The 23,332-nt window shown below is 72.8% G+C and carries 23 protein-coding genes; 13 read left to right on the top strand and 10 right to left on the bottom strand.

From position 1 onward, the window contains the following. Positions 1 to 395 precede the first annotated feature (395 nt). Both E6U81_RS07830 and E6U81_RS07825 read left to right on the top strand, forming a co-directional pair. Complete coding sequence (locus E6U81_RS07830; RefSeq protein ID WP_136229367.1) at positions 396 to 1,649, top strand: glycosyl hydrolase; 1,254 nt, start codon at positions 396 to 398, stop codon at positions 1,647 to 1,649. Positions 1,650 to 1,712: 63 nt separating this feature from the next. After that, entirely contained in the window at positions 1,713 to 3,866 is a 2,154-nt protein-coding gene (locus E6U81_RS07825; protein ID WP_136229366.1) for an endo-beta-N-acetylglucosaminidase, read from the top strand. Between the two features lie 17 nt (positions 3,867 to 3,883). On the opposite strand, the gene E6U81_RS07820 is transcribed toward E6U81_RS07825, so the two are convergent. Further along, positions 3,884 to 5,296, bottom strand: a complete 1,413-nt coding sequence (locus E6U81_RS07820; protein WP_136229365.1) for a HAMP domain-containing sensor histidine kinase — start codon at positions 5,294 to 5,296, stop codon at positions 3,884 to 3,886. Positions 5,297 to 5,308: 12 nt separating this feature from the next. Next, the gene (locus E6U81_RS07815; RefSeq protein ID WP_031146393.1) at positions 5,309 to 6,013 is read right to left on the bottom strand and encodes a response regulator transcription factor; all 705 of its coding nucleotides are present in this window, start codon (positions 6,011 to 6,013) and stop codon (positions 5,309 to 5,311) included. Positions 6,014 to 6,312: 299 nt separating this feature from the next. Between E6U81_RS07815 and E6U81_RS07810 the strand changes: the two genes are divergently transcribed. The 7 genes from E6U81_RS07810 to E6U81_RS07780 all read left to right on the top strand — a co-directional run bounded on the left by E6U81_RS07810 (position 6,313) and on the right by E6U81_RS07780 (position 12,623). Beyond that, positions 6,313 to 7,098 carry an amino acid ABC transporter ATP-binding protein gene (locus tag E6U81_RS07810; protein WP_136229364.1) on the top strand — a complete coding sequence of 262 codons (786 nt, stop codon included), beginning with the start codon at positions 6,313 to 6,315 and terminating at the stop codon, positions 7,096 to 7,098. 118 nt (positions 7,099 to 7,216) lie between these two features. Further along, positions 7,217 to 8,068, top strand: a complete 852-nt coding sequence (locus tag E6U81_RS07805; protein WP_136229363.1) for a glutamate ABC transporter substrate-binding protein — start codon at positions 7,217 to 7,219, stop codon at positions 8,066 to 8,068. 83 nt (positions 8,069 to 8,151) lie between these two features. Beyond that, a complete protein-coding gene (locus E6U81_RS07800) occupies positions 8,152 to 8,826 on the top strand; it encodes an amino acid ABC transporter permease (protein ID WP_136229362.1) in 675 nt (224 codons plus the stop codon). Further along, the gene (locus tag E6U81_RS07795) at positions 8,823 to 9,716 is read left to right on the top strand and encodes an amino acid ABC transporter permease (protein ID WP_136229361.1); all 894 of its coding nucleotides are present in this window, start codon (positions 8,823 to 8,825) and stop codon (positions 9,714 to 9,716) included. Before E6U81_RS07800 ends, E6U81_RS07795 begins: the two co-directional genes overlap by 4 nt. Before the next feature lie 185 nt (positions 9,717 to 9,901). Next, on the top strand, positions 9,902 to 11,488 hold the full coding sequence (locus tag E6U81_RS07790; protein ID WP_136229360.1) for an FAD-dependent monooxygenase: 1,587 nt from the start codon (positions 9,902 to 9,904) through the stop codon (positions 11,486 to 11,488). Positions 11,489 to 11,685: 197 nt separating this feature from the next. Further along, entirely contained in the window at positions 11,686 to 12,225 is a 540-nt protein-coding gene (locus E6U81_RS07785; RefSeq protein WP_136229359.1) for a cysteine dioxygenase, read from the top strand. Beyond that, the gene (locus tag E6U81_RS07780; RefSeq protein WP_346766132.1) at positions 12,222 to 12,623 is read left to right on the top strand and encodes a rhodanese-like domain-containing protein; all 402 of its coding nucleotides are present in this window, start codon (positions 12,222 to 12,224) and stop codon (positions 12,621 to 12,623) included. Before E6U81_RS07785 ends, E6U81_RS07780 begins: the two co-directional genes overlap by 4 nt. Before the next feature lie 295 nt (positions 12,624 to 12,918). Here E6U81_RS07780 and recX read toward each other — a convergent pair whose 3' ends face one another. Continuing rightward, entirely contained in the window at positions 12,919 to 13,485 is a 567-nt protein-coding gene (gene recX / locus E6U81_RS07775; protein WP_031146376.1) for a recombination regulator RecX, read from the bottom strand. Between the two features lie 3 nt (positions 13,486 to 13,488). Then, the gene (recA, locus tag E6U81_RS07770) at positions 13,489 to 14,607 is read right to left on the bottom strand and encodes a recombinase RecA (RefSeq protein ID WP_136229357.1); all 1,119 of its coding nucleotides are present in this window, start codon (positions 14,605 to 14,607) and stop codon (positions 13,489 to 13,491) included. Between the two features lie 237 nt (positions 14,608 to 14,844). Here recA and E6U81_RS07765 point away from each other — a divergent pair, with 237 nt between their 5' ends. Together E6U81_RS07765 and E6U81_RS07760 are read left to right on the top strand one after the other, a co-directional pair. Beyond that, positions 14,845 to 15,915, top strand: a complete 1,071-nt coding sequence (locus E6U81_RS07765) for a PP2C family protein-serine/threonine phosphatase (protein WP_240803710.1) — start codon at positions 14,845 to 14,847, stop codon at positions 15,913 to 15,915. Between the two features lie 65 nt (positions 15,916 to 15,980). Continuing rightward, the gene (locus tag E6U81_RS07760) at positions 15,981 to 17,024 is read left to right on the top strand and encodes a S66 peptidase family protein (RefSeq protein ID WP_136229355.1); all 1,044 of its coding nucleotides are present in this window, start codon (positions 15,981 to 15,983) and stop codon (positions 17,022 to 17,024) included. Here E6U81_RS07760 and E6U81_RS07755 read toward each other — a convergent pair. Further along, positions 17,014 to 17,697: a class I SAM-dependent methyltransferase gene (locus tag E6U81_RS07755; protein WP_206309873.1), complete on the bottom strand. Its 684-nt coding sequence runs from the start codon at positions 17,695 to 17,697 to the stop codon at positions 17,014 to 17,016. The two genes, E6U81_RS07760 and E6U81_RS07755, sit on opposite strands and share 11 nt — an antisense overlap. Positions 17,698 to 17,781: 84 nt before the next feature. Between E6U81_RS07755 and E6U81_RS07750 the strand changes: the two genes are divergently transcribed. Continuing rightward, positions 17,782 to 18,537 carry a Clp protease N-terminal domain-containing protein gene (locus E6U81_RS07750; RefSeq protein ID WP_136229354.1) on the top strand — a complete coding sequence of 252 codons (756 nt, stop codon included), beginning with the start codon at positions 17,782 to 17,784 and terminating at the stop codon, positions 18,535 to 18,537. Here E6U81_RS07750 and E6U81_RS07745 read toward each other — a convergent pair. Beyond that, positions 18,491 to 19,786, bottom strand: a complete 1,296-nt coding sequence (locus tag E6U81_RS07745; RefSeq protein WP_136229597.1) for an AI-2E family transporter — start codon at positions 19,784 to 19,786, stop codon at positions 18,491 to 18,493. The genes E6U81_RS07750 and E6U81_RS07745 overlap by 47 nt on opposite strands. A gap of 152 nt (positions 19,787 to 19,938) precedes the next feature. Beyond that, the gene (locus tag E6U81_RS07740) at positions 19,939 to 20,133 is read right to left on the bottom strand and encodes a DUF3046 domain-containing protein (RefSeq protein WP_037929867.1); all 195 of its coding nucleotides are present in this window, start codon (positions 20,131 to 20,133) and stop codon (positions 19,939 to 19,941) included. 243 nt (positions 20,134 to 20,376) lie between these two features. Between E6U81_RS07740 and E6U81_RS07730 the strand changes: the two genes are divergently transcribed. Continuing rightward, positions 20,377 to 21,279, top strand: a complete 903-nt coding sequence (locus tag E6U81_RS07730) for a hypothetical protein (RefSeq protein WP_168714590.1) — start codon at positions 20,377 to 20,379, stop codon at positions 21,277 to 21,279. Here the strand turns inward: E6U81_RS07730 and E6U81_RS07725 are convergent. The 3 genes from E6U81_RS07725 to E6U81_RS07715 all read right to left on the bottom strand — a co-directional run bounded on the left by E6U81_RS07725 (position 21,248) and on the right by E6U81_RS07715 (position 23,272). Next, positions 21,248 to 21,556, bottom strand: coding sequence for an AzlD domain-containing protein (locus E6U81_RS07725; RefSeq protein ID WP_030773269.1), 309 nt, complete (start codon positions 21,554 to 21,556; stop codon positions 21,248 to 21,250). The two genes, E6U81_RS07730 and E6U81_RS07725, sit on opposite strands and share 32 nt — an antisense overlap. Beyond that, positions 21,553 to 22,275, bottom strand: a complete 723-nt coding sequence (locus E6U81_RS07720) for an AzlC family ABC transporter permease (RefSeq protein ID WP_346766131.1) — start codon at positions 22,273 to 22,275, stop codon at positions 21,553 to 21,555. The genes E6U81_RS07725 and E6U81_RS07720 overlap by 4 nt, the downstream gene beginning before the upstream one ends. A gap of 163 nt (positions 22,276 to 22,438) precedes the next feature. After that, positions 22,439 to 23,272 (bottom strand): AraC family transcriptional regulator, encoded by an 834-nt coding sequence (locus E6U81_RS07715; protein WP_136229353.1) that lies wholly within the window; start codon positions 23,270 to 23,272, stop codon positions 22,439 to 22,441. Positions 23,273 to 23,332 lie beyond the last annotated feature (60 nt).

The following is a 23,332-nucleotide window of genomic DNA, read 5'->3' as shown; positions in this document are numbered from 1 at the left end:
CATCCTTCGGGCGGTACGGGTTGCGGACTGCGGACTGCGGACTGCGGACTGCGAACGTACGGACTGCGGACGGCACTGGCCGGACCGTACGCGATCCGGCCGCGGCGGACAGCCCCGGTCACCGCACCCGGCGAGGGTCCCGGCAGGGCCGAAGGGCCGCTGGGGCCGGCCGCCCATGACCGGAAATCCGCTGTCCATTTCTGCACACTTCCCTGATATCCACCAGCACTAAACCGCATTACCTGCCAAGGCAGTTCAGAAAAGACCCCTTGCGGCGACTGGACTGAAGCGCATAAGTAGGCGACCTTGAGGCCCTGTTGACTTTCCGCATCCGCACCGGCAGTTTGTGGGCCGTCCGGTGAATTCGTGCAGACTCCAGAACCCCAGGACGCCTTGTGCAGGATCACGCGCTCCGCTTCGGTGCCAACTACACGCCGGCCCAGGGCTGGTTCCACCACTGGCTCGACTTCGACCTCGACGCGGTCAGGGCCGATCTCGACGCGATCGCCGCGCTCGGGCTGGACCACGTCCGCGTGTTCCCGCTGTGGCCGGTCTTCCAGCCGAACCGCACGCTGATCCGGCCGCGCGCCGTGGAGCAGCTCGTCGCGCTCGCGGACGCGGCCGCCGAGCGCGGGCTCGACGTCAACGTGGACGGTCTGCAAGGGCACTTGTCGAGCTTCGACTTCCTGCCCGCATGGACCCGGACCTGGCACCGGCGCAATATCTTCACCGACCCCGAGGTGGTCGCCGGGCAGGAGGAGTACCTGCGCACCCTCGCCGCCGCGCTCGCCGACCGGCCGAACTTCCTCGGCATGACCGTCGGCAACGAGATCAACCAGTTCTCCGGTGCCCCGCACCCCGATCCCGACCGCATCACCCCGGCGCAGGCCGCCGACTGGCTGGAGCGGATGCTCGCCGCCTGCGAGCGGGGGGCGCCCGGCCGCCTCCACCTGCACGCCGAGTACGACGCCGTCTGGTACCGGGACGACCACCCCTTCACCCCCGCCCAGGCAGCCGGGCTGGGCGGGGCCACCGCCGTCCACTCCTGGGTGTTCGACGGCACCGCGCAGCGGCACGGCGCCCGGGGCACGGCGACCGAGCACCACGCCGCGTACCTGATCGAGCTCTCCAAGGCCTGGGCTGCGGACCCGCGCCGGCCGGTGTGGCTCCAGGAGGCCGGCGCCCCGGCGCCGCTGATCGGGCCGCAGGAGGCGGCACGTTTCACCGGGGCCACGGTCGTGAACGCGCTGGACTGCCCTGACCTGTGGGGCGTGACCTGGTGGTGCTCGCACGACGTGTCCCGGGAGCTGGCCGACTTCCCGGAGCTGGAGTACGGCCTCGGCCTGCTCACCAACGACGGCAGGCCCAAGCCGGCCGGCGCCGCCCTCGCCCGGATCGCCGAGGAGTGGCGCGGACGGGCGCACCGGCCCGCTGTGCGCTCCACCGCGCTCGCCGTGGACGTGGGCGGGGCGGAACGCGCTCCCGGTCGTTCCGTGTGCGCCCCCGGCGGTGCCTTCTTCGACGCCTGGACCGAGCTCACGGCCCAGGGGGTGCGCCCCGCGGTGGTGGCGGCGGAGCGTGCCGAGGACCCGGCCCACCTGGCGGCGCGCGGTATCACCGAGGTACTGCGCGTACGCGACGTGCTGTGACCCGAACCGAACGGCTGCGCACCGACAGCCCCCGCCACAGACCCCCCTCGTGAGGAGCCCCGCATGTCCGAGACCGAGACCGAGACCGGCCACGGCGTCGATCCCCGTACGCCGCCCGACCGGTTACGCCCGACCCGGCGCAGAGTGCTGGCCGCCGGGGCCGGGGCCGCCGCGCTGCTGGGCGTGGCCGGCCGCGCGCGGGCGGCCGCCCCCGCCGCCGGGCCGTCGGTGCCCGCGTCCGGGCCCGCCCCGGGCGGCCTGGCCCCGTACGCCTCCTACTGGTTCCCGGACTCCCTCCCGGCCGGCGCCCCGGGCCCCGGGATCGTGTGGCGCTCGCTCAGCCGGTGGACCCCCGAGGGCGACCCCGATCTGGCCCACAACACCGCGACCGTGCCGCTCGCCGATCGGTTCACCCCGGTCCCGGCCAACGGGACCGCCCGCGCCGGCCAGGCCCGGATCGCCTCCCTCGTGGCCTTCGCGCCGACGGCCGGGAACCCCTCGCAGGGCTCCCCCACCGCCGACTACTACGCGCTCACGCACTGGGCGTACATCGACGAGCTGGTCTTCTGGGGCGGCTCCGCCGGCGAGGGGATCGTCCTGGCCCCGAACGCACCGGTCGTCGACGCCGCCCACCGCCACGGGGTCCGGGTGCTGGGCAACGTGTTCCTGCCGCCCGTGGCCTACGGCGGTGACCTGCGGTGGACCCGCGACCTGGTGCAGCGCGACTCCCTCGGCCGCTTCCCCGTGGCGGAGCAGCTCGTCCGGGTGGCGTGCGCGTACGGCTTCGACGGCTGGTTCGTCAACGCCGAGACCGACGGCGGCGACAGCGCCCTCGCCACCCGGATGCGGGAGTTCCTGCGGGCCCTGCGGGCGGCGGGCGAGCCGCACGGCCTGCGGATCACCTGGTACGACGCCATGAACAGCACCGGCCGGGTCGGCTGGCAGGGCGCCCTGAACGCCCTGAACCAGGAGTTCTACGAGGACCGGGCCGGGAAGGTCGCGGACACGCTGTTCGTGGACTTCCGCTGGACCCCGGACACGCTGGCCGCCTCGGGCGCGCTCGCCGACCGGCTGGGCCGCTCCCGCCACGAGCTGTGGGCGGCCGTGGACACGGAGTCCCGGGGCTGGAACGCCGACGTCCGCTGGGACGCGATCGTCCCGCGGACAGGCGACCACGTCGTCAGCTACGGCTTCTACCGGCCCGAGTGGACCCGCAACCACCTCACCGACCGCTCCCCCGGGGCCTTCCACCACGCGGACGACCGGTTCTGGACGGGTGAGTCCCTGGACCCGTCGCGGCCCGCCCCGGAGAGCTCCTGGCGGGCTCCCGCGACGGCCGTCGCCGACCGGTCCACCGTCAGCGGGCTCCCCTTCGCCTGCTCCTTCAACACCGGACACGGACTGCGCTGGTACGAGAACGGCCGGGTCGCCTCCGACACCCCCTGGAACCACCTCGGGCTCCAGGACCGGCTGCCGGGCCGCCGCTGGGTGGTGGACACCGCCGGGACGCGTCCGTCGGTCACCCTGGACTTCGCGGACGCCTGGCGCGGCGGCTCCAGCCTGCTGGTCTCGGGCGTCCTGACGGCTCCGGTCGCCGTCGGTCTGCACTCCACGCGGCTGCCGCTGACCCGGGCGAGCGTCGTGGAGCTGGTGCACGCGACGGGGTCGGGTCCGGTCACGGTCGAGGTCGGCGTGGCCACCCGCGAGCCCTCCGCCCCGGGCGGGCCGGTCCCGTACGCCTGGCTGCGGGCCGGGAGCACGGATGCCGGGGCGGGCTGGCGTACGGCACGGGCCGCGCTCGCACCGCTGGCGGGCAGGACCGCGTACGCCCTGGCCGTACGGATCACCGCGCCCGGGGGGGAGCCGGTGGTGTGGCGGCTCGGCGCCCTGGCGGTGCACGACGGCGCCGGCGCCCGGCGCCCGGCCCCGCCCACCGCGGCGGCCGTGGACGCCGCGGCCTTCCAGGACGGCAGGGCCTGGCTCCGCCTGTCCTGGCGGGCGGCGGGTACGGGCGGGCGGCCGCGCCACCACGAGGTGCACCGGGTGCTCCCCGACGGCGTCCGCCGCTTCCTCGGCGGGACCTGCGGCACATCCCTCTACCTGCCCGAGGTACCGCGCGCAGGCCGGGAGCGGGCGGCCGTCTTCGAGGTACGGGCCGTCGACGAGCTGTACGCGGCGTCCGCGCCGGCCCGCGCGGTCCTGCCCTGGGATGCCTAGGGCACCAGGGTCAGGGGTCAGGGGGCTTCGGGGCCGGTGCGCGGGACGGTCACGGTCACCCGCAGCCCGTGCGGCGGGTTCGTCTCGTAGGAGAGGGTCCCGCCGCCCGCGGCGAGCAGGGTCCGGGAGATCGACAGGCCGAGCCCCGAGCCCTTGATGTTCTGGTGGCGGCCGCTGCGCCAGAACCGGTCTCCGACGCGCTGCAGCTCGTCCTCCGTGAGGCCGGGGCCGCGGTCGGCGACGACGACGCGGGCCGAGCGGCCCTCGGCCGAGACCGACACCTCGACCGCCTCACCGGCGGGCGTGAACTTGAGGGCGTTGTCTATGACGGCGTCGAGCGCGCTGGACAGGGCGATGGGATCGGCCCAGCCGGTGACGGCGCTCCGGCCCGTCTCGGTGAGCCGCACGCCCTTCTCCTCGGCGTACGGGCGCCAGGCGGCGACCCGTTCCGCCGTGAGCGCGCCGATGTCGGTGAGGCTGATCTCGGCGGAGGCGTGCTCGGCCAGCGCGAGGTCGAGGAGGTCGTCCAGGACCTGGGTCAGGCGCTTGCCCTCGGTCCGGACGGAGGCGATCTCCGCATTGCCCTCGGGCAGTTCGAGGGCGAGCAGCTCGATGCGCAGGAGCAGCGCCGCCAGCGGGTTGCGCAGCTGGTGCGAGGCGTCGGCGACGAACGCCCGCTGCTGCTCCAGTGCCTCTTCGACATTGTCGGCCATCTCGTTGAACGAGTGGGCGAGGCGCTGGAGTTCCGGCGGACCGCTGGCGGCCGCGACACGGGAGTTCATCCGCCCGGTGGCGATGCCGTGGGCGGCGGCGTCCAGGGTCTGTACGGGCTTGAGCACCCAGCTGGTGAGCCGCAGGGCGGCGCCGAAGGCGACCAGCATGGCGGCGGCGAGGCCGCCGGCGATGAGCAGCCAGCCCCTCAGGATCCGGCCGCGCATGAGGTCGGTCGGCGATTCGGTGGCGACGACCGCGACCACGTCGCCGTCGAGGACGACCGGGGAGACGACGAGCAGCCTTCCGTCGGTCTGCCAGGGCCACACCTGCGGCGGGTCGTGGCTGCGCCGCCCGGCGAGCGCCTCTTGGAGGGCTTTGTGGCCCTCACCGGACCGCGGGAGCTGCCACCAGCCCGGGGAGCGCGCCAGGGCGTGGTCGTCGCGGAGGAAGACCCCGACCCGGATGCCGTACAGCTCCTGGTAGCGCGCGAGTTCGAGCTGGAGCAGGTCCCGGCGCGCGTCGGCGCCGGTGGAACCGGAGCCCTGGGCGTCGATGACGAACTGGGCGAGGGCGGCGAAGCGGGCGCTGTCGTCGATGCGGTCGACCACGACCCGCTGCTGCTGCCCGGCGGCGAGGGACACCGCGAGCGGGAAGCCGAGCGCGAGGAGCGTGCCCGCCATCAGGATGACGAGCAGCGGGAGCAGACGTGCGCGCACAGCAGGGGTTCCCTAGGGGGCGGTCGGGGCGACGAGCCGGTAGCCCACCCCTCGGACGGTCTCGATCAGGGCGGGCATGCGCAGCTTGGAGCGCAGCGAGGCGACGTGGACCTCCAGGGTGCGCCCGGTCCCCTCCCAGCTGGTGCGCCACACCTCGCTGATGATCTGTTCGCGGCGGAAGACGACGCCGGGCCGCTGCGCGAGCAGGGCCAGCAGGTCGAACTCCTTGCGGGTGAGGGGTACGTCGGTGCCGTCCACGCTGACCCGGCGGGTGGGCAGCTCGATGCTGACGGGGCCGAGGCGGACGACGGTGGGGGCACCGGTTCCGGTGGCGGCCGCCTCCTCGGAGGCTCCGGTGCGCCGGGCGACGGCGTGGATGCGGGCGAGGAGCTCGCCGGTGTCGTAGGGCTTGACGACGTAGTCGTCGGCGCCCATGTTCAGGCCGTGGATGCGCGAGCGTACGTCGGCCCGCGCGGTGACCATGATGACGGGCGTGGCGGTGCGCTTGCGGATCCTGCCGCACACCTCGTAGCCGTCCTGGTCGGGCAGGCCGAGGTCGAGCAGGACCACACCGAAGGGCGGGGCGCCGGCGGGCAGCAGCGCCTGGAGGGCCTCTTCGCCGTTGCGGGCGTGGGTGACCTGGAAGCCGTGCCGGGCGAGGATCGCGGACAGGGCGGCGGCGACGTGGTCGTCGTCCTCGACGAGCAGCAGTCTCATGTCGTCCCCCTCTCCTCTTCTCTCGACTCCCGCGGGCCGGTCAGTGCCGCGCGCATGGCCGCAGAAAAGGCCACCCTGCATCCACGCCCATGCGGAGTCCCACGTCAAGAGGGTTCCGCCGCGGCGCGCCTTCCGTTATGCACCCGGTACGCGCACATGATCGACCACACCGGTGCCGCGCACGGAGCGTATCCGGGGGAGGCCGGATCGTTATGCTCAATTCTCCCTCAGATGTGATGACGTTGTGCGCGAGACGTCACTACTGTCCTCCCAACCGAGGAGGACGGAGCTAGAAGCCGATGAGCGGAGTATCAGTGACCAAGGACGTTCAGGACGCGGCCGGTACCGCGGACGACCTGGTCGTGCTGAGCAACGTCAACAAGCACTTCGGCGCGCTGCACGTGCTTCAGGACATCGATCTGAGCATTGCCCGCGGCGAGGTGGTCGTGGTGATCGGTCCTTCGGGATCGGGCAAGTCCACGCTGTGCCGGACCATCAACCGCCTGGAGACCATCGACTCGGGCACCATCACGCTCGACGGCAAGGAGCTGCCCTCCGAGGGCAAGGAGCTCGCCCGTCTGCGCGCCGACGTCGGCATGGTGTTCCAGTCGTTCAACCTCTTCGCGCACAAGACGGTGCTGGAGAACGTCATGCTGGGCCAGCTCAAGGTCCGCGGGATCGACCAGGCCACGGCCCGCGCGAAGGCGGTGTCCCTGCTGGAGCGGGTGGGCGTCGGCACGCAGGCCGACAAGTACCCGGCGCAGCTCTCCGGCGGCCAGCAGCAGCGCGTGGCGATCGCCCGGGCGCTGGCGATGGAGCCGAAGGTGATGCTCTTCGACGAGCCCACCTCGGCCCTCGACCCGGAGATGATCAACGAGGTGCTGGAGGTCATGCAGCAGCTCGCCCGCGAGGGGATGACCATGGTCGTCGTCACGCACGAGATGGGCTTCGCCCGCTCCGCGGCGAACCGGGTCGTCTTCATGGCCGACGGAAAGATCGTCGAAGAGGCCACCCCCGAGCAGTTCTTCAGCAACCCGCGCAGTGATCGGGCGAAGGACTTCCTGTCGAAGATCCTGCACCACTGAGGTTTACGTCTGGTAGTCATCCGTATGCGGATCACTCCCGGAACGGTTCCTGTCGGCCGTGCGTGCGCCGTAAGCGTCGCTCGTCGTTCAACAACGTCTCATCCGAGGGAAGTTCACCATGAAGATCTCCAAGGCCGCTGCGGCCGCGGCCGTCGCCGTCGCCCTGTCCCTGACCGCGACCGCCTGTGGCGGCAGCAAGCAGGACGCCGCCGCTGACGGCGGTGCGTCCGGTGGCGCCAAGGACAAGCTCGTCGTCGGCATCAAGTACGACCAGCCCGGCATGGGCCTGAAGACCCCGGACGGCAAGTTCACCGGCTTCGACGTCGACGTCGCGACCTACGTCGCCAAGGAGCTCGGCTACCAGCCCGACCAGATCGAGTTCAAGCAGGCCGTCAGCGCCGAGCGCGAGAACCTGATCTCCAACGGCGACGTCAAGTTCGTGGTCGCGACCTACTCGATCAACGACAAGCGCAAGGAGAAGGTCGACTTCGCCGGCCCCTACTTCCTCGCGCACCAGGACCTGCTGGTCCGCGCCGACGACACCTCGATCACCAAGGCCGAGGACCTGAACAAGAAGAAGCTCTGCTCGGTCACCGGCTCCACCTCGGCGCAGAACGTCAAGACCAAGCTGGCCCCCGAGGCCGACCTGCTGGAGCAGGGCGGCTACTCCGAGTGCCTCACCGGCCTGGAGAACAAGGCCGTGGATGCCCTGACCACGGACAACTCGATCCTGGCCGGCTACGCCGCGCAGGACAAGAACAAGGGCAAGTTCAAGCTGGTCGGCCTGAACCTGAGCAACGAGAACTACGGCATCGGTCTGAAGAAGGGCGACAAGGAGCTCCAGACCAAGATCAACGCCGCGCTCAAGAAGATGGTCGAGGACGGCAGCTGGCAGAAGGCCGTGGACAAGAACCTCGGCCCGGCCAACTTCAAGAGCGAGCCTGCCCCGCAGATCACCGAAGGCAGCTGATTCATCGGTGAGGGGCGTCGCCGCCCGCCCGTCGCGGGCGGCGGCGCACCTCACCGGCCATCCTGGGGAGAGCGCAGGGCATCGTGTTCGATTTTCTTGATTCCGGGCAGTACGACGTGCTCGGAGCCTTCTGGGTGACGGTTCAGCTCACCCTCTACTCGGCGGTCGGGTCCCTGATCTGGGGCACCGTCCTGGCGGGGATGCGGGTCAGCCCGGTCCCGCTGCTGCGCGGCTTCGGTACCGCGTACGTCAACCTGGTGCGCAACACGCCGCTGACCTTGGTGGTCATCGGCTGCTCGCTGGGCCTCAGCCAGACCCTCGGCATCAGCCTGGGCGGCGAGACGTTCAAGGAGACGGGCTTCCGGCTCGCGGTGCTCGGGCTGATCGCCTACACCGGCACCTTCGTGTGTGAGGCCCTGCGCTCCGGCATCAACACCGTGCCCGTCGGCCAGGCCGAGGCGGCCCGCGCCCTGGGGCTGAGCTTCTTCCAGGTGCTCACCCTGATCGTGCTCCCCCAGGCCTTCCGGGCGGTCGTCGCACCGCTGGCCAACGTACTGATCGCGCTCACCAAGAACACCACGGTGGCCGCGACCATCGGCGTGGCCGAGGCGGCGCTGCTGATGAAGGAGATGCTGGAGAACGAGGCCCAGGCCGTCTTCGCCGTCTTCGCGGTCTTCGCCCTCGGTTTCGTCCTTCTGACCCTGCCCACCGGCCTGCTGCTGGGCTGGGTGTCCAAGCGAGTGGCGGTGAAGCGATGAGCTCCGTGCTGTACGACACCCCCGGCCCCCGGGCCAAGGTGCGCAACTGGATCTACAGCGGGATCTTCGTCGTCCTGTTCGGGCTCTTCCTGTGGTGGGCCCTGTCCCTCATGGGTGAGAAGGGCCAGCTCGACGCCGACAAGTGGACCCCCTTCGTCACCGACAGCCAGGTCTGGACCACATACCTGCTCCCCGGCCTGATGGAGACCCTCAAGGCCGGCGCGCTCGCCATGGTGATCGCGCTGCCGCTCGGTGCCCTTCTCGGCATCGGCCGGCTGTCCGACCACGCCGGTGTCCGGGCAGCGGTCGGCGCGTGGGTGGAGTTCTTCCGCGCCATCCCCGTGCTGATGCTGATGCTGTTCAGCAGCGCGCTCTACGCACCGCAGCTCATGGACGTCCCCTCCGACACCCGGCCGTTCTGGGCCGTGGTCACGGGCCTCGTCCTCTACAACTCGGCCGTCATCGCCGAGATCGTCCGGGCGGGCGTGCTCTCCCTCCCGAAGGGGCAGGCGGAGGCCGCGAAGGCGATCGGCCTGCGCAAGGGCCAGACCATGACCCACGTGCTGCTGCCGCAGGCCGTCACGGCCATGCTGCCGGCGCTGGTCAGCCAGCTCGTCGTGATCCTCAAGGACACCGCGCTCGGCGGCGCCCTGCTGGGCTTCGCGGAACTGCTCTCCATGAACCGGCAGATCGCGGCGAACTACAGCAACACCATCGCGACCATGTTCGTGATCGCCCTGATCTACATCGTGGTCAACTTCGCCCTGACGACCCTGGCCTCCCGGCTGGAGAAGCGACTGCGGGGGTCGAAGAAGAGCACCGGTGCGGTGCTCGGCGCGGAAGAGGTCGACGACCCGGTCCCCGGGGCGAACACCGCGGCCGGAGCCTGACGGCGGCCTGACCGACGCCCCCCGGGGTCTGACATACGGTCAGTCATAGTGCGTGTCCAGCGTGGTGCGGCGGAACACATCCGCCGCACCACGCTGCGTTGCGCCCTCGGGTGTCACTTGACGCAGACACCTCCAATGGGTTGCATACCTTCTGTGATCACATACCGGACATCGGGAGCCGCGCCATGGACCCGGTGATCGTCGTCGGCGCGGGGCCCGTCGGGCTGTCTCTGGCCCTCGCCCTGGCCGGCCAGGGCGTGCCCTCCGTCGTGCTCGACGAAGGGCCGGGCAAGGACGAGGCCCGGCCGGCCCGTACGGTCGTCCTGCACGCGGACACGGCGGCCATGGCGCACCGGCTGGGCTGTACGACGCTGCGCGACGAGGGCGCGTACTTCGCCGCCTGGCGCACCATGCGGCGCAGCCGGGACACCCACCGGCTCACCTTCGAGGACCACCCGGCCCCCCTGCACGTCCCGCAGCACGCGCTGGCGCGCGGACTGCGTGACTCCGCCGCCGCCCACCCCCTGATCCAGCTCGTCCAGGACAGCAGGCTGGACTCCCTGGAGCAGGACGACCGGGGCGTCACCGCGCACACCCGGGGCGCCGAGACCACCTGGTGGCGCGGGAGTTACGCGGTCGGCTGCGACGGAGCCCGCTCCACGGTGCGCAAGCTGCTCGGCATCCGCTTCCCGGGCCGTACCGCCGTCGAGCGCCACGCCGTGGCCGCGCTGCGCACCGAACTGCCCTGGCCCGGCGAGGCCCTGCTGCACCGCGGCGCCCCGCACGAGGCCACCTCTCGGCCGCTGCCCGACGGGGTCTGGCGGCTGGACTGGCTGCTCCCGGCCCGCGGCGAGCTGGTGACGCCCGACGCGCTGGTCACCCTGATCCGCGACACCCTCGCGCAGTGGTGCGGCGGCACGACTCCCCCGTACGACCTGCTCGACACCGGCGTGCACACCCTGCACCACAGGCTGGCCCGGCGCTGGCGCGACGGGCGGGCCTTCCTCGCCGGCGACGCCGCGCACCTGCTGGGCGCACTCGGTACCCAAGGGGTCGAGGAGGGGCTCCGGGACGCCGAGAACCTGGCGTGGAAGCTCTCCCTGGCCTGGCACCAGGGGGCCTCCGAGGCCCTGCTCGACAGCTACGAGGGCGAACGGCGCACCGCGGTGGCCTCCCGGCTGCGCGCGGCCGACCAGGCGATGCCGACCCTGCGGTCCGGGGGCGGCCTGCGCAACTACCTTCCCGGGGCCTCGCGTTCCGCCGAGGCCCTCCTCACCGACGGCCACCTGGGCCGGGGGCCGCTGGGCGCGGAGCCGACGTACGCCCCGCCCGTCGCCGTACGCGAGGTGCCGACGGCCACGGAACCGGGCGGTCCGGTGGCGAACGTCCCGGTCACCGCGCCCGACGGGGCGACCGTGCCGCTGCGCGACCTGCTGGGTCAGGGCCGGCTGCTGGTGGTCCTGGTGGCCCCGGGCACCGGGGTCTGGGACCGGCGCCACTGGCTGGGCGCCGGGCTGATGCCCCGACTGGCCGCCGCGGTCAGCGCCCTGCCGGTCCGCACCGACCTGCTGGTCGCCGACAGCTACCCGGGCGCTCCGGCGCACACCGTCCTGCTCGTGCGGCCGGACGGACATCTGGCGGCGACCTTCGCAGGGGTCCGCCCGGCGGAGCTGTACGAGGCGGCGGACGCCGTCCGGGCCGGCGCTCCCGCGTCCCGGGTGCCCGCGCCCTCCACGAAGCCGAAGCCGACGCCGACCGTGGTGATCGATTGACCGTGCGCGGGCCCGCGTGGTTGACTCGCGAAATGACCGGCAACGACGTACGCCTGTGGCGGAGGGTCCATATGGACCTGCTCCGCTACGCGGGCTGCGTGTGTCGCCCTTCCTGCTGATTCGCCCTTTCCTCCGCGCGCCCCGTGCCGTCCGCCGGCCTGCGCGCATTTCCGCGAACCCAGGAACGGTCACCTTCCATGTCTGTACCCGCACCCGCGTACACCCCTGAGCCCGTACGGGCCGGGGGCCCCACGGCCACCGAGCTCCTCGACTTCGCCCTCCGTACCGCGGCCGACCCCGAGATCACGGCCTCGCTGCCGCTCGATCCCGAGGGCCGCACCTGGATCCGCCTCGACGGGCCCGGCGGCAGCGAGGCCTGGCTGATCGGCTGGCCTCCGGGCACCGGCACCGGCTGGCACGACCACGCCGAATCCCTCGGCGCGTTCGCCACCGCCCGCGGCCGGCTCACGGAGCGCTCGCTGGCCGTACGCCTGCCCTCGGAGGGCTGGCGGTCGCTGGAGCTGGCGCCGGGCGTCGACCGCAGCCGCACGCTCGCGGCGGGCGGCGGTCGGGCCTTCGGGCGCCACCACGTGCACGAGGTCCTCAACGAGTCCCCGGACGAGCACGCGGTCTCGGTGCACGCCTACTACCCGCCGCTGCCGCTGATCCGCCGGTACAGCCGCAGCGGTCCCGTGCTGCACCTGGAGCACGTCGAGCGTCCGGCGGACTGGCAGTGAGCGCCCCGGTCGGTATCGACGCGCTGCTGGAGGGCGTCCGGGCGGGATACACCCGCGTCGACGCGCAGGAGGCGTACGAGGCCTCGTACGCCGGGGCCCTCCTGGTGGACATCCGCTACCAGGCCCTGCGGGAGCGGGACGGGCTGATCCCGGGGGCGCTGGTGGTCGAGCGCAACGAGCTGGAATGGCGCCTGGATCCGACGGGGAGCCACCGTGCCGCCGAGGCCACGGGCCACGACCTGCAGGTGGTGGTGATCTGCAACGAGGGCTACGCGTCCAGTCTCGCCGCGGCCTCGCTGCACGCCCTGGGCCTGCACCGGGCAACGGACCTGACCGGGGGCTTCCAGGCGTGGAAGTCGGCCGGGCTCCCCGTCGTACCGGATCCGTCCCGGCAGTGATCGTGCCCGGGGCACGCCGGCGCTGCGGAGTTTCAGGCGTGCCCGTACGCGGACCCGGGGTCGGCGGAGACGAGGAGCGGGGCCGCTGCGCAGCGCCCGGTGCGGGTCCTTACCGCGGAGTCCCGTGTGGAGAAGGGTCGCAGGCGGTGGCGAGGGCGGTCGCGCACAGCAGGACGACGAAGGGTGTGACGCAGCATCATGGCGTCAACTCTGGTGCGCGGTGCTCCCCTTGGCAGGGGAGTCGCAGTCGCCCGGCGTCCCGGCCCGGGGGCTGCCCCCACCCGGGCCCTGCGGCTCACTCCCCCGGATACCCGAGGTCGTCGGCTTCCTCGCCCTCCGCCTCCAGGGCGCGGCGGACCACTCTCAGGGCCATGCCCTCCGGGTACCCCTTGCGGGCGAGCATCCCGGCCAGGCGCCGGATCCGCTTGTCCCGCTCCAGGCCCCGGGTGGAGCGGAGCTTGCGCTCCACGAGCTCACGGGCCGTCTGCTCCTCCTGGTCGGAGTCCAGCTGTCCCAGGGCCTCCTCCACGAGGGTGGCGTGCACCCCTTTGGTCCGGAGCTCCTGGGCGAGCGCCCGGCGGGCCAGGCCCCGGCCGCGGTGGCGGGACTCGACCCAGGCTCCGGCGAAGGCCGCGTCGTCGATCAGGCCCACCTCCTCGTACCGGGAGAGGACCTCCTGCGACACCTCGTCGGGGATGCCCCGCTTGTGCAGGGCGTCCGCGAGCTGGCGCCGGGTGCGCGGGCTCCCCGTGAGCAGGCGCAGACAGATCGCCCGCGCCTGCTCCTCGGGGCTCTGGGGCGGCAGCTCCTGGCGGCCCTCACGGCCTCCTCGGCTCCCGCCGCCCCCTTCCTGCTCGCGCACGGGTCAGCTCTTGGCCACGGCGGCCTTGGCCGTCGTCTTGGCCTTCGACGCCGGCGCGGGCACTGCCCCGGCATCGGCGGGCGCGGCAGCAGTGGCGGTGGCGCCCGCCGCGTCGTCGCCGTCCTTGCGGACGCCCACGCCCAGCTTCTCCTTGATCTTCCGCTCGATCTCGTTCGCGAGATCGGGGTTGTCCTTGAGGAAGTTGCGGGCGTTCTCCTTGCCCTGGCCGAGCTGGTCGCCCTCGTAGGTGTACCAGGCACCGGCCTTGCGGATGAAGCCGTGCTCCACGCCCATGTCGATCAGGCCGCCCTCGCGGCTGATGCCCTGGCCGTAGAGGATGTCGAACTCGGCCTGCTTGAAGGGCGGCGCGACCTTGTTCTTGACGACCTTGACGCGGGTGCGGTTGCCGACCGCGTCGGTGCCGTCCTTGAGGGTCTCGATGCGGCGGATGTCGAGGCGCACCGAGGCGTAGAACTTCAGCGCGCGGCCACCGGTCGTGGTCTCCGGCGAGCCGAACATCACGCCGATCTTCTCGCGGAGCTGGTTGATGAAGATCGCGGTGGTCTTGGACTGGTTGAGCGCACCGGTGATCTTCCGGAGCGCCTGGCTCATCAGACGGGCCTGCAGACCCACGTGCGAGTCGCCCATCTCGCCCTCGATCTCGGCGCGCGGCACGAGGGCCGCCACGGAGTCGATGACGATCAGGTCGAGGGCACCGGAGCGGACGAGCATGTCCACGATCTCCAGCGCCTGCTCACCGGTGTCCGGCTGCGACAGGATGAGGTTGTCGGTGTCGACGCCGAGGGCCTTCGCGTACTCGGGGTCGAGCGCGTGCTCGGCATCCACGAAGGCGACGGTGCCGCCGGCCTTCTGCGCGTTGGCCACGGCGTGCAGGGTCAGGGTCGTCTTGCCGGAGGACTCCGGACCGTACACCTCGACCACGCGGCCGCGGGGCAGCCCGCCGACACCGAGGGCGATGTCCAGCGCGGTCGACCCGGTGGGGATGACGTCGATGGGGTCGTTCGGCTTGTCGCCGAGGCGCATGACCGCACCCTTGCCGAATTGCCGTTCAATCTGTGCGAGCGCGGCGTCGAGAGCCTTCTCGCGGTCGGTGCCTGCCATGGGTTCCACCCGGTTTGCTTGAGTCGATCGCTTCACGCCATTGACGCTAATGCCTGCCACTGACAATGCGCCTCCACGACCGGTTCGGCTGTGGATAACCCATCAGAATGGATGTTCGATTTTCCTGTCAAGCTCGCCACGCTCAGAGCGCTATGCCCCCATTACGTAGATATCCTATGAAGTGTGATCGAGTCTGGACGGCCGCGACTTCGTAGGCGCCCCGGCCCGGGAAGGCTTGTGCGGCTGTCACCGGTCATCCTGACCATCGTCATCGCCAGCCTGGCATACAACACTCCGCCGGAGATGGCCTTCAGCCGCCTCCTGCCCGCGGCGCCGGCCCTCGCCGCGGCCATGTGGCCGGTGCTCCCCACCGTCCTGCTCGGGACCGTCTGCCTCATCCTGATGATCGGCCTCAGCCTCGTCTTCCCGGACCTCGGGACGTGGTGGACGGCCGCGGGGATTATCGCGGTCACCGTGGCCGCCGCGTACGGAAGCCACGTAAGGCTCCAGCGGGAGCGCACGCTCTTCCAGGTGCGGCTCGTCGCCGACGCGGCCCAGCAGGTGGTCCTGAGCCCCATGCCGCGCCTCCTCGGCAGGATCGAGATCGAGTCGCTGTACCTCGCGGCCGCGGCGGAGGCCCGCATCGGCGGGGACTTCTACGAGGTGGTCGACACCCCGCACGGGGTGCGGCTGCTCATCGGCGACGTGCGCGGCAAGGGGCTGCCCGCGGTGGGGGCCGCCGCGGCGATCGTCAACGCCTTCCGGGAGGCCGCCTACGGCGAGACCGACATGGTCGAGGTAGCGCGCCGGCTGGACGCCAGCAGCACCCGGTACAACGCCGCCTTCCCGCCGGAGGGGCCGATGGAGCGCTTCGCCACCGCCCTGCTCGTCCAGATCCCGCACGAGGGCAGACGCATCGACATCCTCAACTGCGGACACCCCCCGCCACTGCTCCTGCACCGCGGCGAGCTGCGCACCCTCGAGTCGGTCACCCCGTCGCCGCTGCTCAGCCTCGCGGACCTGATCGGCGACCGGTACAGCATCGACAGCTTCGACTTCGCCCCCGACGACCTGCTGCTGCTCTACACCGACGGGATCGCCGAGGCCCGTGCCCGCGACGGCGAGTTCTTCCCGCTGGCCGCCTGGATGGGCCGCCAGCCCCCGTCGCCGCCCCACGAACTGCTCGCGGCACTCCACCGCGACCTCCTGCGCTACAGCAGGGGCCGCCTCGACGACGACATCGCGGCCCTCGCCGTCCGCCTGCGCGGCTCCCTGACCACGGATCCGCTGGCCGCCGATCCGCCGTGAGCGCCCCGCGCCCCGCGCCCCGTGATTTCAGCGGCGCACGGGCGCCGGGCTCATACGATCGCCACATGGTCGAATTCACGTATCCCCCCAAGCCCCGTCCGGGGGACCGGATCGCGGTCCTGTCCCCCTCGGCCGGACTGCCCGGCGTCTTCCCGCTCCCCTACGAGCTGGGGCTGCGCAGGCTCCGTGACGACTTCGGGCTGGAGCCCGTGGAGTACCCGACCACGCGCAGGACGGGCGCGACGCCGGAGGAGCGGGCCGCGGACATCCACGCCGCCTTCGCGGACCCCGGCATCAAGGCGGTGATCGCCAGCATCGGCGGCGACGACCAGATCACCGTCCTCCCCCACCTCGACGGCGACCTCCTGCGCGCCAACCCCAAGCCGTTCATCGGCTACAGCGACAACACCAACCTCCTGCTGTTCCTGCGGAACCTGGGCATCGTCGGCTACCACGGCGCGTCGGTGATGGTCGAGCTCGGCCGGCCCGGCGCCATGCACCCGGCCACCGCCGACTCGCTCCGGGCGGCACTGTTCACCTCGGGCCCGTACGAGCTCAACCGGTCCGGCGAGTACGGGGACGTGAACCTCCCCTGGGAGGACCCGCTCACCTTCGAGTCCGAGCCTTTGATGGAACGCTCCTACGGCTGGACCTGGCACAACGACGACCGCGTGGTCGAGGGCGCCGGCTGGGGCGGCAACCTGGAGATCCTCGCCTGGATGATGGCGGCCGACCGCGCGGTGCTGCCCGCCGACGCGTACGCCGGCGACGTGCTCTTCCTGGAGACCTCCGAGGAGATGCCGCGCGCGGAGGAGGTATACCGAATGCTCCGGAACATGGGCGAGCGCGGCCTGCTGCGGCAGTTCCCCGCGCTGCTGATGGGCAGGGCGAAGAGCTGGTCGTTCGAGAACCCGTTCGACGCCGGGCAGAAGGAGCGGTACCGCGAGGAGCAGCGCGCGGCCGTCCTGCGCGCGCTGCGGGAGTACGCCCCCGACACCATGGCGGTCTTCGACGTGGACCTCGGCCACACCGACCCGCAGCTGGTGATCCCCGTGGGCGGGCGGATCCGGGTGGACGGACCGGCCCGGCGGATCACCGTCACCTACTGAGCCGGCCCCCGCCGGGCCCTGGCCCGGGCGCGAGTGCGACGCCGAGCGAGTCCGCGGCGAAGGGCTTCGGCGCGCCCTCCTGGTAGAAGACGTCGAGTTCCGTGACCGTGAAGCCGGCGGCGGTCAGCAGCTCGACCGTCGGCCGGGTGAGGTGGCACCCGCCGCAGAGCCGCTTGTGCAGCGGCTCGATCAGCCGCTGCGCGCGGCGCACGCGCGGGTCCCCCTCCGGCGCCAGGCCGTGCTCGATGAAGTGGAGGCGGCCCCCGGGCCTGAGCACGCGCCGCACCTCGCGCAGGGCCGCCAGGGGATCCGGGATGGTGCACAGCGTCCAGGTGGACAGGGCGACGTCGAAGGTGCCGTCCTCGAAGGGCAGCGACCGGCCGTCCGGGCCGGCCCGCCGCACCGGGACCGTCGAGGCCCGAACCCGGTCGGCGGCGAGCCTCCACCCCAGGTCGGAGGGCTCGATCGCGGCCACGCCGGTGACGCCCGGCGGGTAGAAGGGGACGTTGTGGCCGGATCCGAAACCGATCTCGACGACCTCCCCGGCCAGGCCGGCGCAGACGCGCCGCCTGAGCGGCCGGGTCGTCCGCGCCCCGCACGCGAGGTCGACGATCCGCGGAACGATCCGTTCGGCGTAGAAGCCCATCGCCACCTCCGAGTCCGTTCCCAGCATGGCACCGGCGGGACGGAAGGGCCGCCCCTTCGAGTGACAACCCAAGGTTGACACCCTTCCGACTGTCAACCTAGGGTTGCACCCATGACGAACCCTTCGGTGGAACCCGTTCGCATGACCAATCCGGTACGCCTCGACGACCTGATCGAGGCCATCAACAAGGTCCACACCGATCCCCTGGAGCAGCTCAGCGGCGCCGTCGTCGCCGCGGAGGCCCTCGGGGACGTCGCGGACCACCTCATCGGCCACTTCGTCGACCAGGCCCGCCGCTCCGGCGCCTCCTGGACCGACATCGGCCGCAGCATGGGCGTCACCCGCCAGGCGGCACAGAAGCGCTTCGTGCCCAAGGCTGACAAGGAGGGCACCGGCGCCCTCGACCCGAACGCGGGCTTCGGCCGCTTCACCCCCCGTGCCCGCAACGTGGTCGTGACCGCGCAGAACGAGGCCCGCGCCGCCGGCAACACCGAGATCCGCACCGAGCACCTGGTCCTGGGCCTGATGGCCGAGGCCGACGGCCTCGCGGGGCTCGTCCTGCGCGCCCAGGAGGTCTCGCCGGACGAGGTACGGGCCGCCGCGGCCGCCGCGCTCCCGCCGGCCCAGGACGATCTCCCCGCCCTCGTCCCCTTCGACGCCTCGGCGAAGAAGGCCCTGGAGCTGACCTTCCGTGAGGCCCTGCGCCTGGGCCACGACTTCGTCGGCACCGAGCACATCCTGCTCGCGCTCCTGGAGCTGGAGAACGGCGAGGGCCTGCTGAGCGGCCTCGGCCTGGACAAGGCCGCCGCCGAGGCGACCGTCAACGAAGCCTTGGCAGCCGTACTCGGCGACGCGGACGGGAAGTAGAGGAGTCCGCGTCCCGCGTCAGCTCGTAGCGCTTGACGTACGCGCCGAGGAAGGCCTGCAGCGTGGCGACGGCCGGGATCGCGATCAGCGCCCCGACCGCGCCCAGCAGGGCGGTACCCGCGATGACCGATCCGAAGGCCACCGCCGGATGGATGTCGACGGTCTTCGAGGTCAGCTTCGGCTGGAGCATGTAGTTCTCGAACTGCTGGTAGACCACCACGAACACGAGGACGTACAGCGCGTACCAGGGGTTGACGGTGAAGGCGAGCAGGACCGGCAGCGCGCCCGCGAGATAGGTGCCGATGGTGGGGATGAACTGCGAGACCAGCCCCACCCACACGGCGAGCGCGGGCGCGTACGGCACTCCGAGGACCGCCAGCACCACGTAGGTCGCGACACCCGAGATCAGCGCCATCAGTCCGCGGGAGTAGAGGTAACCGCCCGTCTTGGCGACGGCGATCTCCCAGGCGCGCAGCACCTCGGCCTGCTTCGCGGGCGGCAGCACGGAGCACAGCGCCCGCCGCAGCCGCGGCCCGTCGGCGGCGAAGTAGAAGGAGAACAGCCCGATCGTCAGCAGCTTGAAGAGCCCTCCGAGCACGGTGGCGGACACGTCGAGCACGCCGGACGCGCTGTTCTGCACGTACTTGCGCAGCCAGTCGGAGCGCAGCACGCTCTCCTGGATCTCCAGCCGGGACAGATCGGTGTGGAAGGTGGAGTTGATGAAGTTGATCACCGAGTCGATGTAGCCCGGGAAGCCCTCCACCATGGCCACGATCTGCCCGGCGAGCAGGGAGCCGAGCAGGGCGAGGAACCCGACCGACACGACGAACACCGCCATGAACATCAGGAAGGTGGCGAGCCCCCGGCGCATGCCGCCCGCCGCCATCCTGGCCACCGCGGGCTCGATCGCGAGCGCGAGGAAGAACGCGATCAGGATGTTGACGAGCAGCCCGATCAGCTGGTGGAAGGCCCAGCTGCCGAGCTGGAAGCAGGCGACGAGGCCCAGTACGAGGACCACCGCACGCGGCAGCCAGCGCGGCATGCGCTCGTCACCACCGGCGGGCGGAGCGCCGGCCGGTGGCCTGCCGGGGCCGGCGGGACCCTGCGGCGAGGCGGGATCGGCGGGCCAGGCCGCCCCCGTGCCCGCCGCGGCCGCGTCCGCCGCGCGCGGGTCGGGCTCCGGCTCCGGGCCGGAGGCGGCAGGTGCGGCGGGGGCGGCACCCGGGTCGGCCGCCCGGGGCGGCGGCAGCGCGCCCTGGACGGCTGCGGGCTGCTGGTCGGTCGTGTCTTCGGTGGCTCCCACGCCGCCAAGTCTGTCCCACCGACGGCCTGTGCCGCGAAAAAGCGCTGCCCGCCCGCGCTTCCGGCACGGCGCGACACCGCACGGCTGCCCGGCGCGCGTCAGCGCAGCGAGGCCGGCACGTCCATGGCCGAACACACCGCGCGCCACACGTCCTTGGTCTCCCAGCCCGCTTCCAGCGCCTGGTGGACGGTCAGGCCGCCCAGCTCCGCCATGACGTGGTCCCGCGCGAAGGAGTCGGCATAACCGGCGCCGAAGTGCTCGGCCATCCGCTCCCAGAAAATCGTCAACCGCATGCCCCCAGTATCCCGCCCCGGGAGAGTGCACCGGCGGCGTTCGCCCCGCACCCCCGCGTCACCGCGTCCTACGTTGCACGCATGCCCGGAGACGAAGCTTCCCCGCAGACCCCGCAATCCCCGCGATCCCCACAGGCACCGCACCCCCCGCACCCCCCGCAGCCCCCGTCGGACCCGCAGTCCCCGTCGGCCCCGTCGGCCCCGTCGGCCCCCCAGCCCGCCCTGGCCCGTGCCGAGCGGTTCATGTGGCTCACGGCCCGTGTGCTGGAACAGCGGCGGTTCGCGTTCCACTTCCTCGGCGGGGACGCCGACCCGGTGGACACCGCCCTCGGTTCGTACCTCAACCCCGACGGCGGCTACGGGCACGCCCTCGACCCGGACCTGCGCGGCCCGCTGAGCCAGCCCCTGCACACCGCGCACGCGCTGCGGGTGCTGGACAGCCTGGGCCGCTGCGCCGGGCAGCGGATCGAGCGGCTCTGCCGCCACCTGACGGGGGTCTCCACTACGGAGGGCGCGCTTCCGGTGGTCTTCCCGGCCCCGCACGACTACCCCGCGGCCCCGTACCACCCGATGCACGACGACCCGCCGGGCGAGCTGCTGACCACCGGCCCGGTCGTCGGCCTGCTGCACCGCAACCGCGTCTGGCACGCCTGGCTCTTCCGGGCCACGGACTTCTGCTGGGACCGGGTCGAGCACCTGCACCGCACGCATCCGTACGAGGTCCAGAGCGCCGTGGCCTTCCTCGACGGCGTCCCCGACCGGGCGCGCGCGGCGACGGCCGCGGACCGGCTCGGACGGCTGGTGCGCGAGCAGCGGCTCGCCGTGCTGGATCCGCGCCGGCGGGCGGAGTTCCCGCCGGCTCCGGGCTACGCACCGGGCGAGCAGCTGTTCCCGCACGACTTCGCGCGGCGGCCCGAGTCGCTGGCCCGCGGCTGGTTCACGGACGAGGAGATGCGCCGCTCGCTGGACTTCCTGGCCGACGCGCAGCAGCAGGACGGCGGCTGGCCGGTCCGCCGCGAGGCCTGGGCGCCCGGGAGCTCCCTGGAGCGGCGGCCGATCGCGACGCTGGAGGCCCTGCTGACGCTGCGGGCGTACGGGCGGCTGCCGGCACAGGTCAGCCGCCCAGGGCCCGTACCCCCGCGGTGACGGCGACGGCGGCCGCGACCACGACCAGGAACGGGGCCCGCAGCAGCAGCGCGAGCCCGGCGGCGGCCAGCCCGGCAGCGCGGGCGTCGACGACGAGCGCGGACCCGGTGCTGAAGGTCTGCTGGGCCGTGAGCGCGGCGAGCAGCGCGACCGGCAGCAGCGCGGCCAGGCGGCGGACCAGGGGCCGCTCCAGGGCCCCGGCGGGTACGAGCAGTCCCGCGTACTTCACGGCGTAGCAGCCGACGACGGTGAGCCCGATGGCGATCCAGACGTTCACGAGCGGCGTCCCTTCATCCACAGCACGACGGGGGCGGCCAGGGCCGCGATCAGCACGGGCACCCCGGCCGGCAGCACGGGCAGGAAGCCCAGCCCGAGGACGAGCGCGAGGGCGGCGACCGCCCGTTCGGTGGCCGTCTTCAGCATCGGCGCGAGCAGGGCCAGGAACACGGCGGGTCCGGCGGCGTCCAGCCCCCAGGCCCTGGTGTCGCCGATGGCCTCGGCACCGAGCGCGCCGAGCAGGGTGGTGACGTTCCACAGCACGTAGAGGGTGAGCCCGGTGACGGTGAAGCCGAGCCGGGCCGACTTCCGGTCGGGCTGGGCCAGCGCCACGGCGGTGGTCTCGTCGATCACCCAGTGCGCGGCGAGCGGTCGTACGGCGCGCGGCAGCCGCAGCAGCTCCGACAGCCGCAGCCCGTAGAAGGCGTTGCGGGTGCCGAGGAAGAAGGCCCCGGCGGCCGCGGTGAACGGGTTCCCGCCCGCGGCCAGCGCCCCGACCAGGGCGAACTGCGAGGCTCCGGTGAACACGAGCAGGCTCAGCACGCAGGCCTGGAGGGTGCTGATGCCGGCTCCGGCCGCCGTCACCCCGAAGGCGAACCCGGACAGGCCGACGGCGACGCCGACCCCGAGCGCGTCCCGTACGACCGCGGCCCGCGGCCGCCCGTCGGGCGCCGCTGTCTCTCGTATCTCTGGCGCTGTGACCAGCTGCTTCTCTCCCACACCCCGAAAGTACGCGGGGCCGGGCCGGATGGTCTTGTACGTTCTTGCGCGCCCGGTGCCGGTCCCGGCGCGGCAGCGGCTCCCCGAGGACGGTCAGGGCCTCTCCCGGGGGTGCCCGAAGGTTGCGCACGCCTGCCCACCCCCGGTGCCCATGATCGACGGCCTAGACGGCCCGCCCGCGCCGGTACGCGCCCGGTGGGACCCCCACGATGCGGGTGAAGTGCCGGTTCAGGTGGGGCTGGTCCGTGAAACCGACGGCGAGGGCCGCCTCCGCCGGCGGGGTGCCCGCGTCGAGCAGTCGGCGCGCCCGCCGGACCCTGGCGTCGGTCAGCCAGGTGTGCGGCGGCATCCCGTACCGCTCCCGGAAGGCCCGCAGCAGGGCGAACGGGCTCGTGCCCAGCTCCGCGGCGAGCTGTTCCAGCGACGGCGGGTCGGCGAGGCGCTCCTCCAGTACGGCCCGGGCGGCGGCCGCCTCGGCGCCGCCCGTGCCGCGGACCGTACGGGCGGGCAGCGGTCCGGCGTACCGGGTCAGCATCCGGGCGACCACACCCCGCAGGAGGGTGTCGGCGGCGAGCGCGTTCCCGGCCTCGGCGGCCCGGTGCACCTCGGTGATCGTGCGCGAGGCCTGCGGGTCGGCGACGATGTCGGCGGTGAAGCCGGGGGTGCCTCGCAGGGTGCCGACCTCGGCGGCGACCTCGGCGATCAGGGCGCTGGAGGGGTAGAGCGTGGCGTACGCCCAGCCCTCGGGCGCCCCGGCGCGCGCCGTGTGGGGCACCTCCGGGTTGATCAGGACCACGCTGCCCGGTCCGGCGCGCACGATGTGGCCGGGCAGGCCGACCTCCTCGATGCCGCCGGTGACGGCCGCGATGACGTAGCCGTCGTGCGCGTGGCGCGGGAAGGTGTGGCGTACGTAGTGGGCGCGCAGCAGGTCCAGCCCGGGCAGCTCCGGGTACTGCCAGTGCCGCGCCCACTCCCGGTGGCCGTCTTCCGTCCCCATCCCCCCATTCTGCGCCCCCTGGCGGACGCGTGTTTGCCCACGTCCGGGGCGTTGTCAGTG

It is taken from the genome of Streptomyces sp. A0592, assembly GCF_004795115.1.
In the GTDB taxonomy this organism is placed as follows: domain Bacteria; phylum Actinomycetota; class Actinomycetes; order Streptomycetales; family Streptomycetaceae; genus Streptomyces; species Streptomyces erythrochromogenes.
Note: the sequence above shows the minus strand (reverse complement) of the source record. Positions and strands in the feature narration are given on the sequence as shown.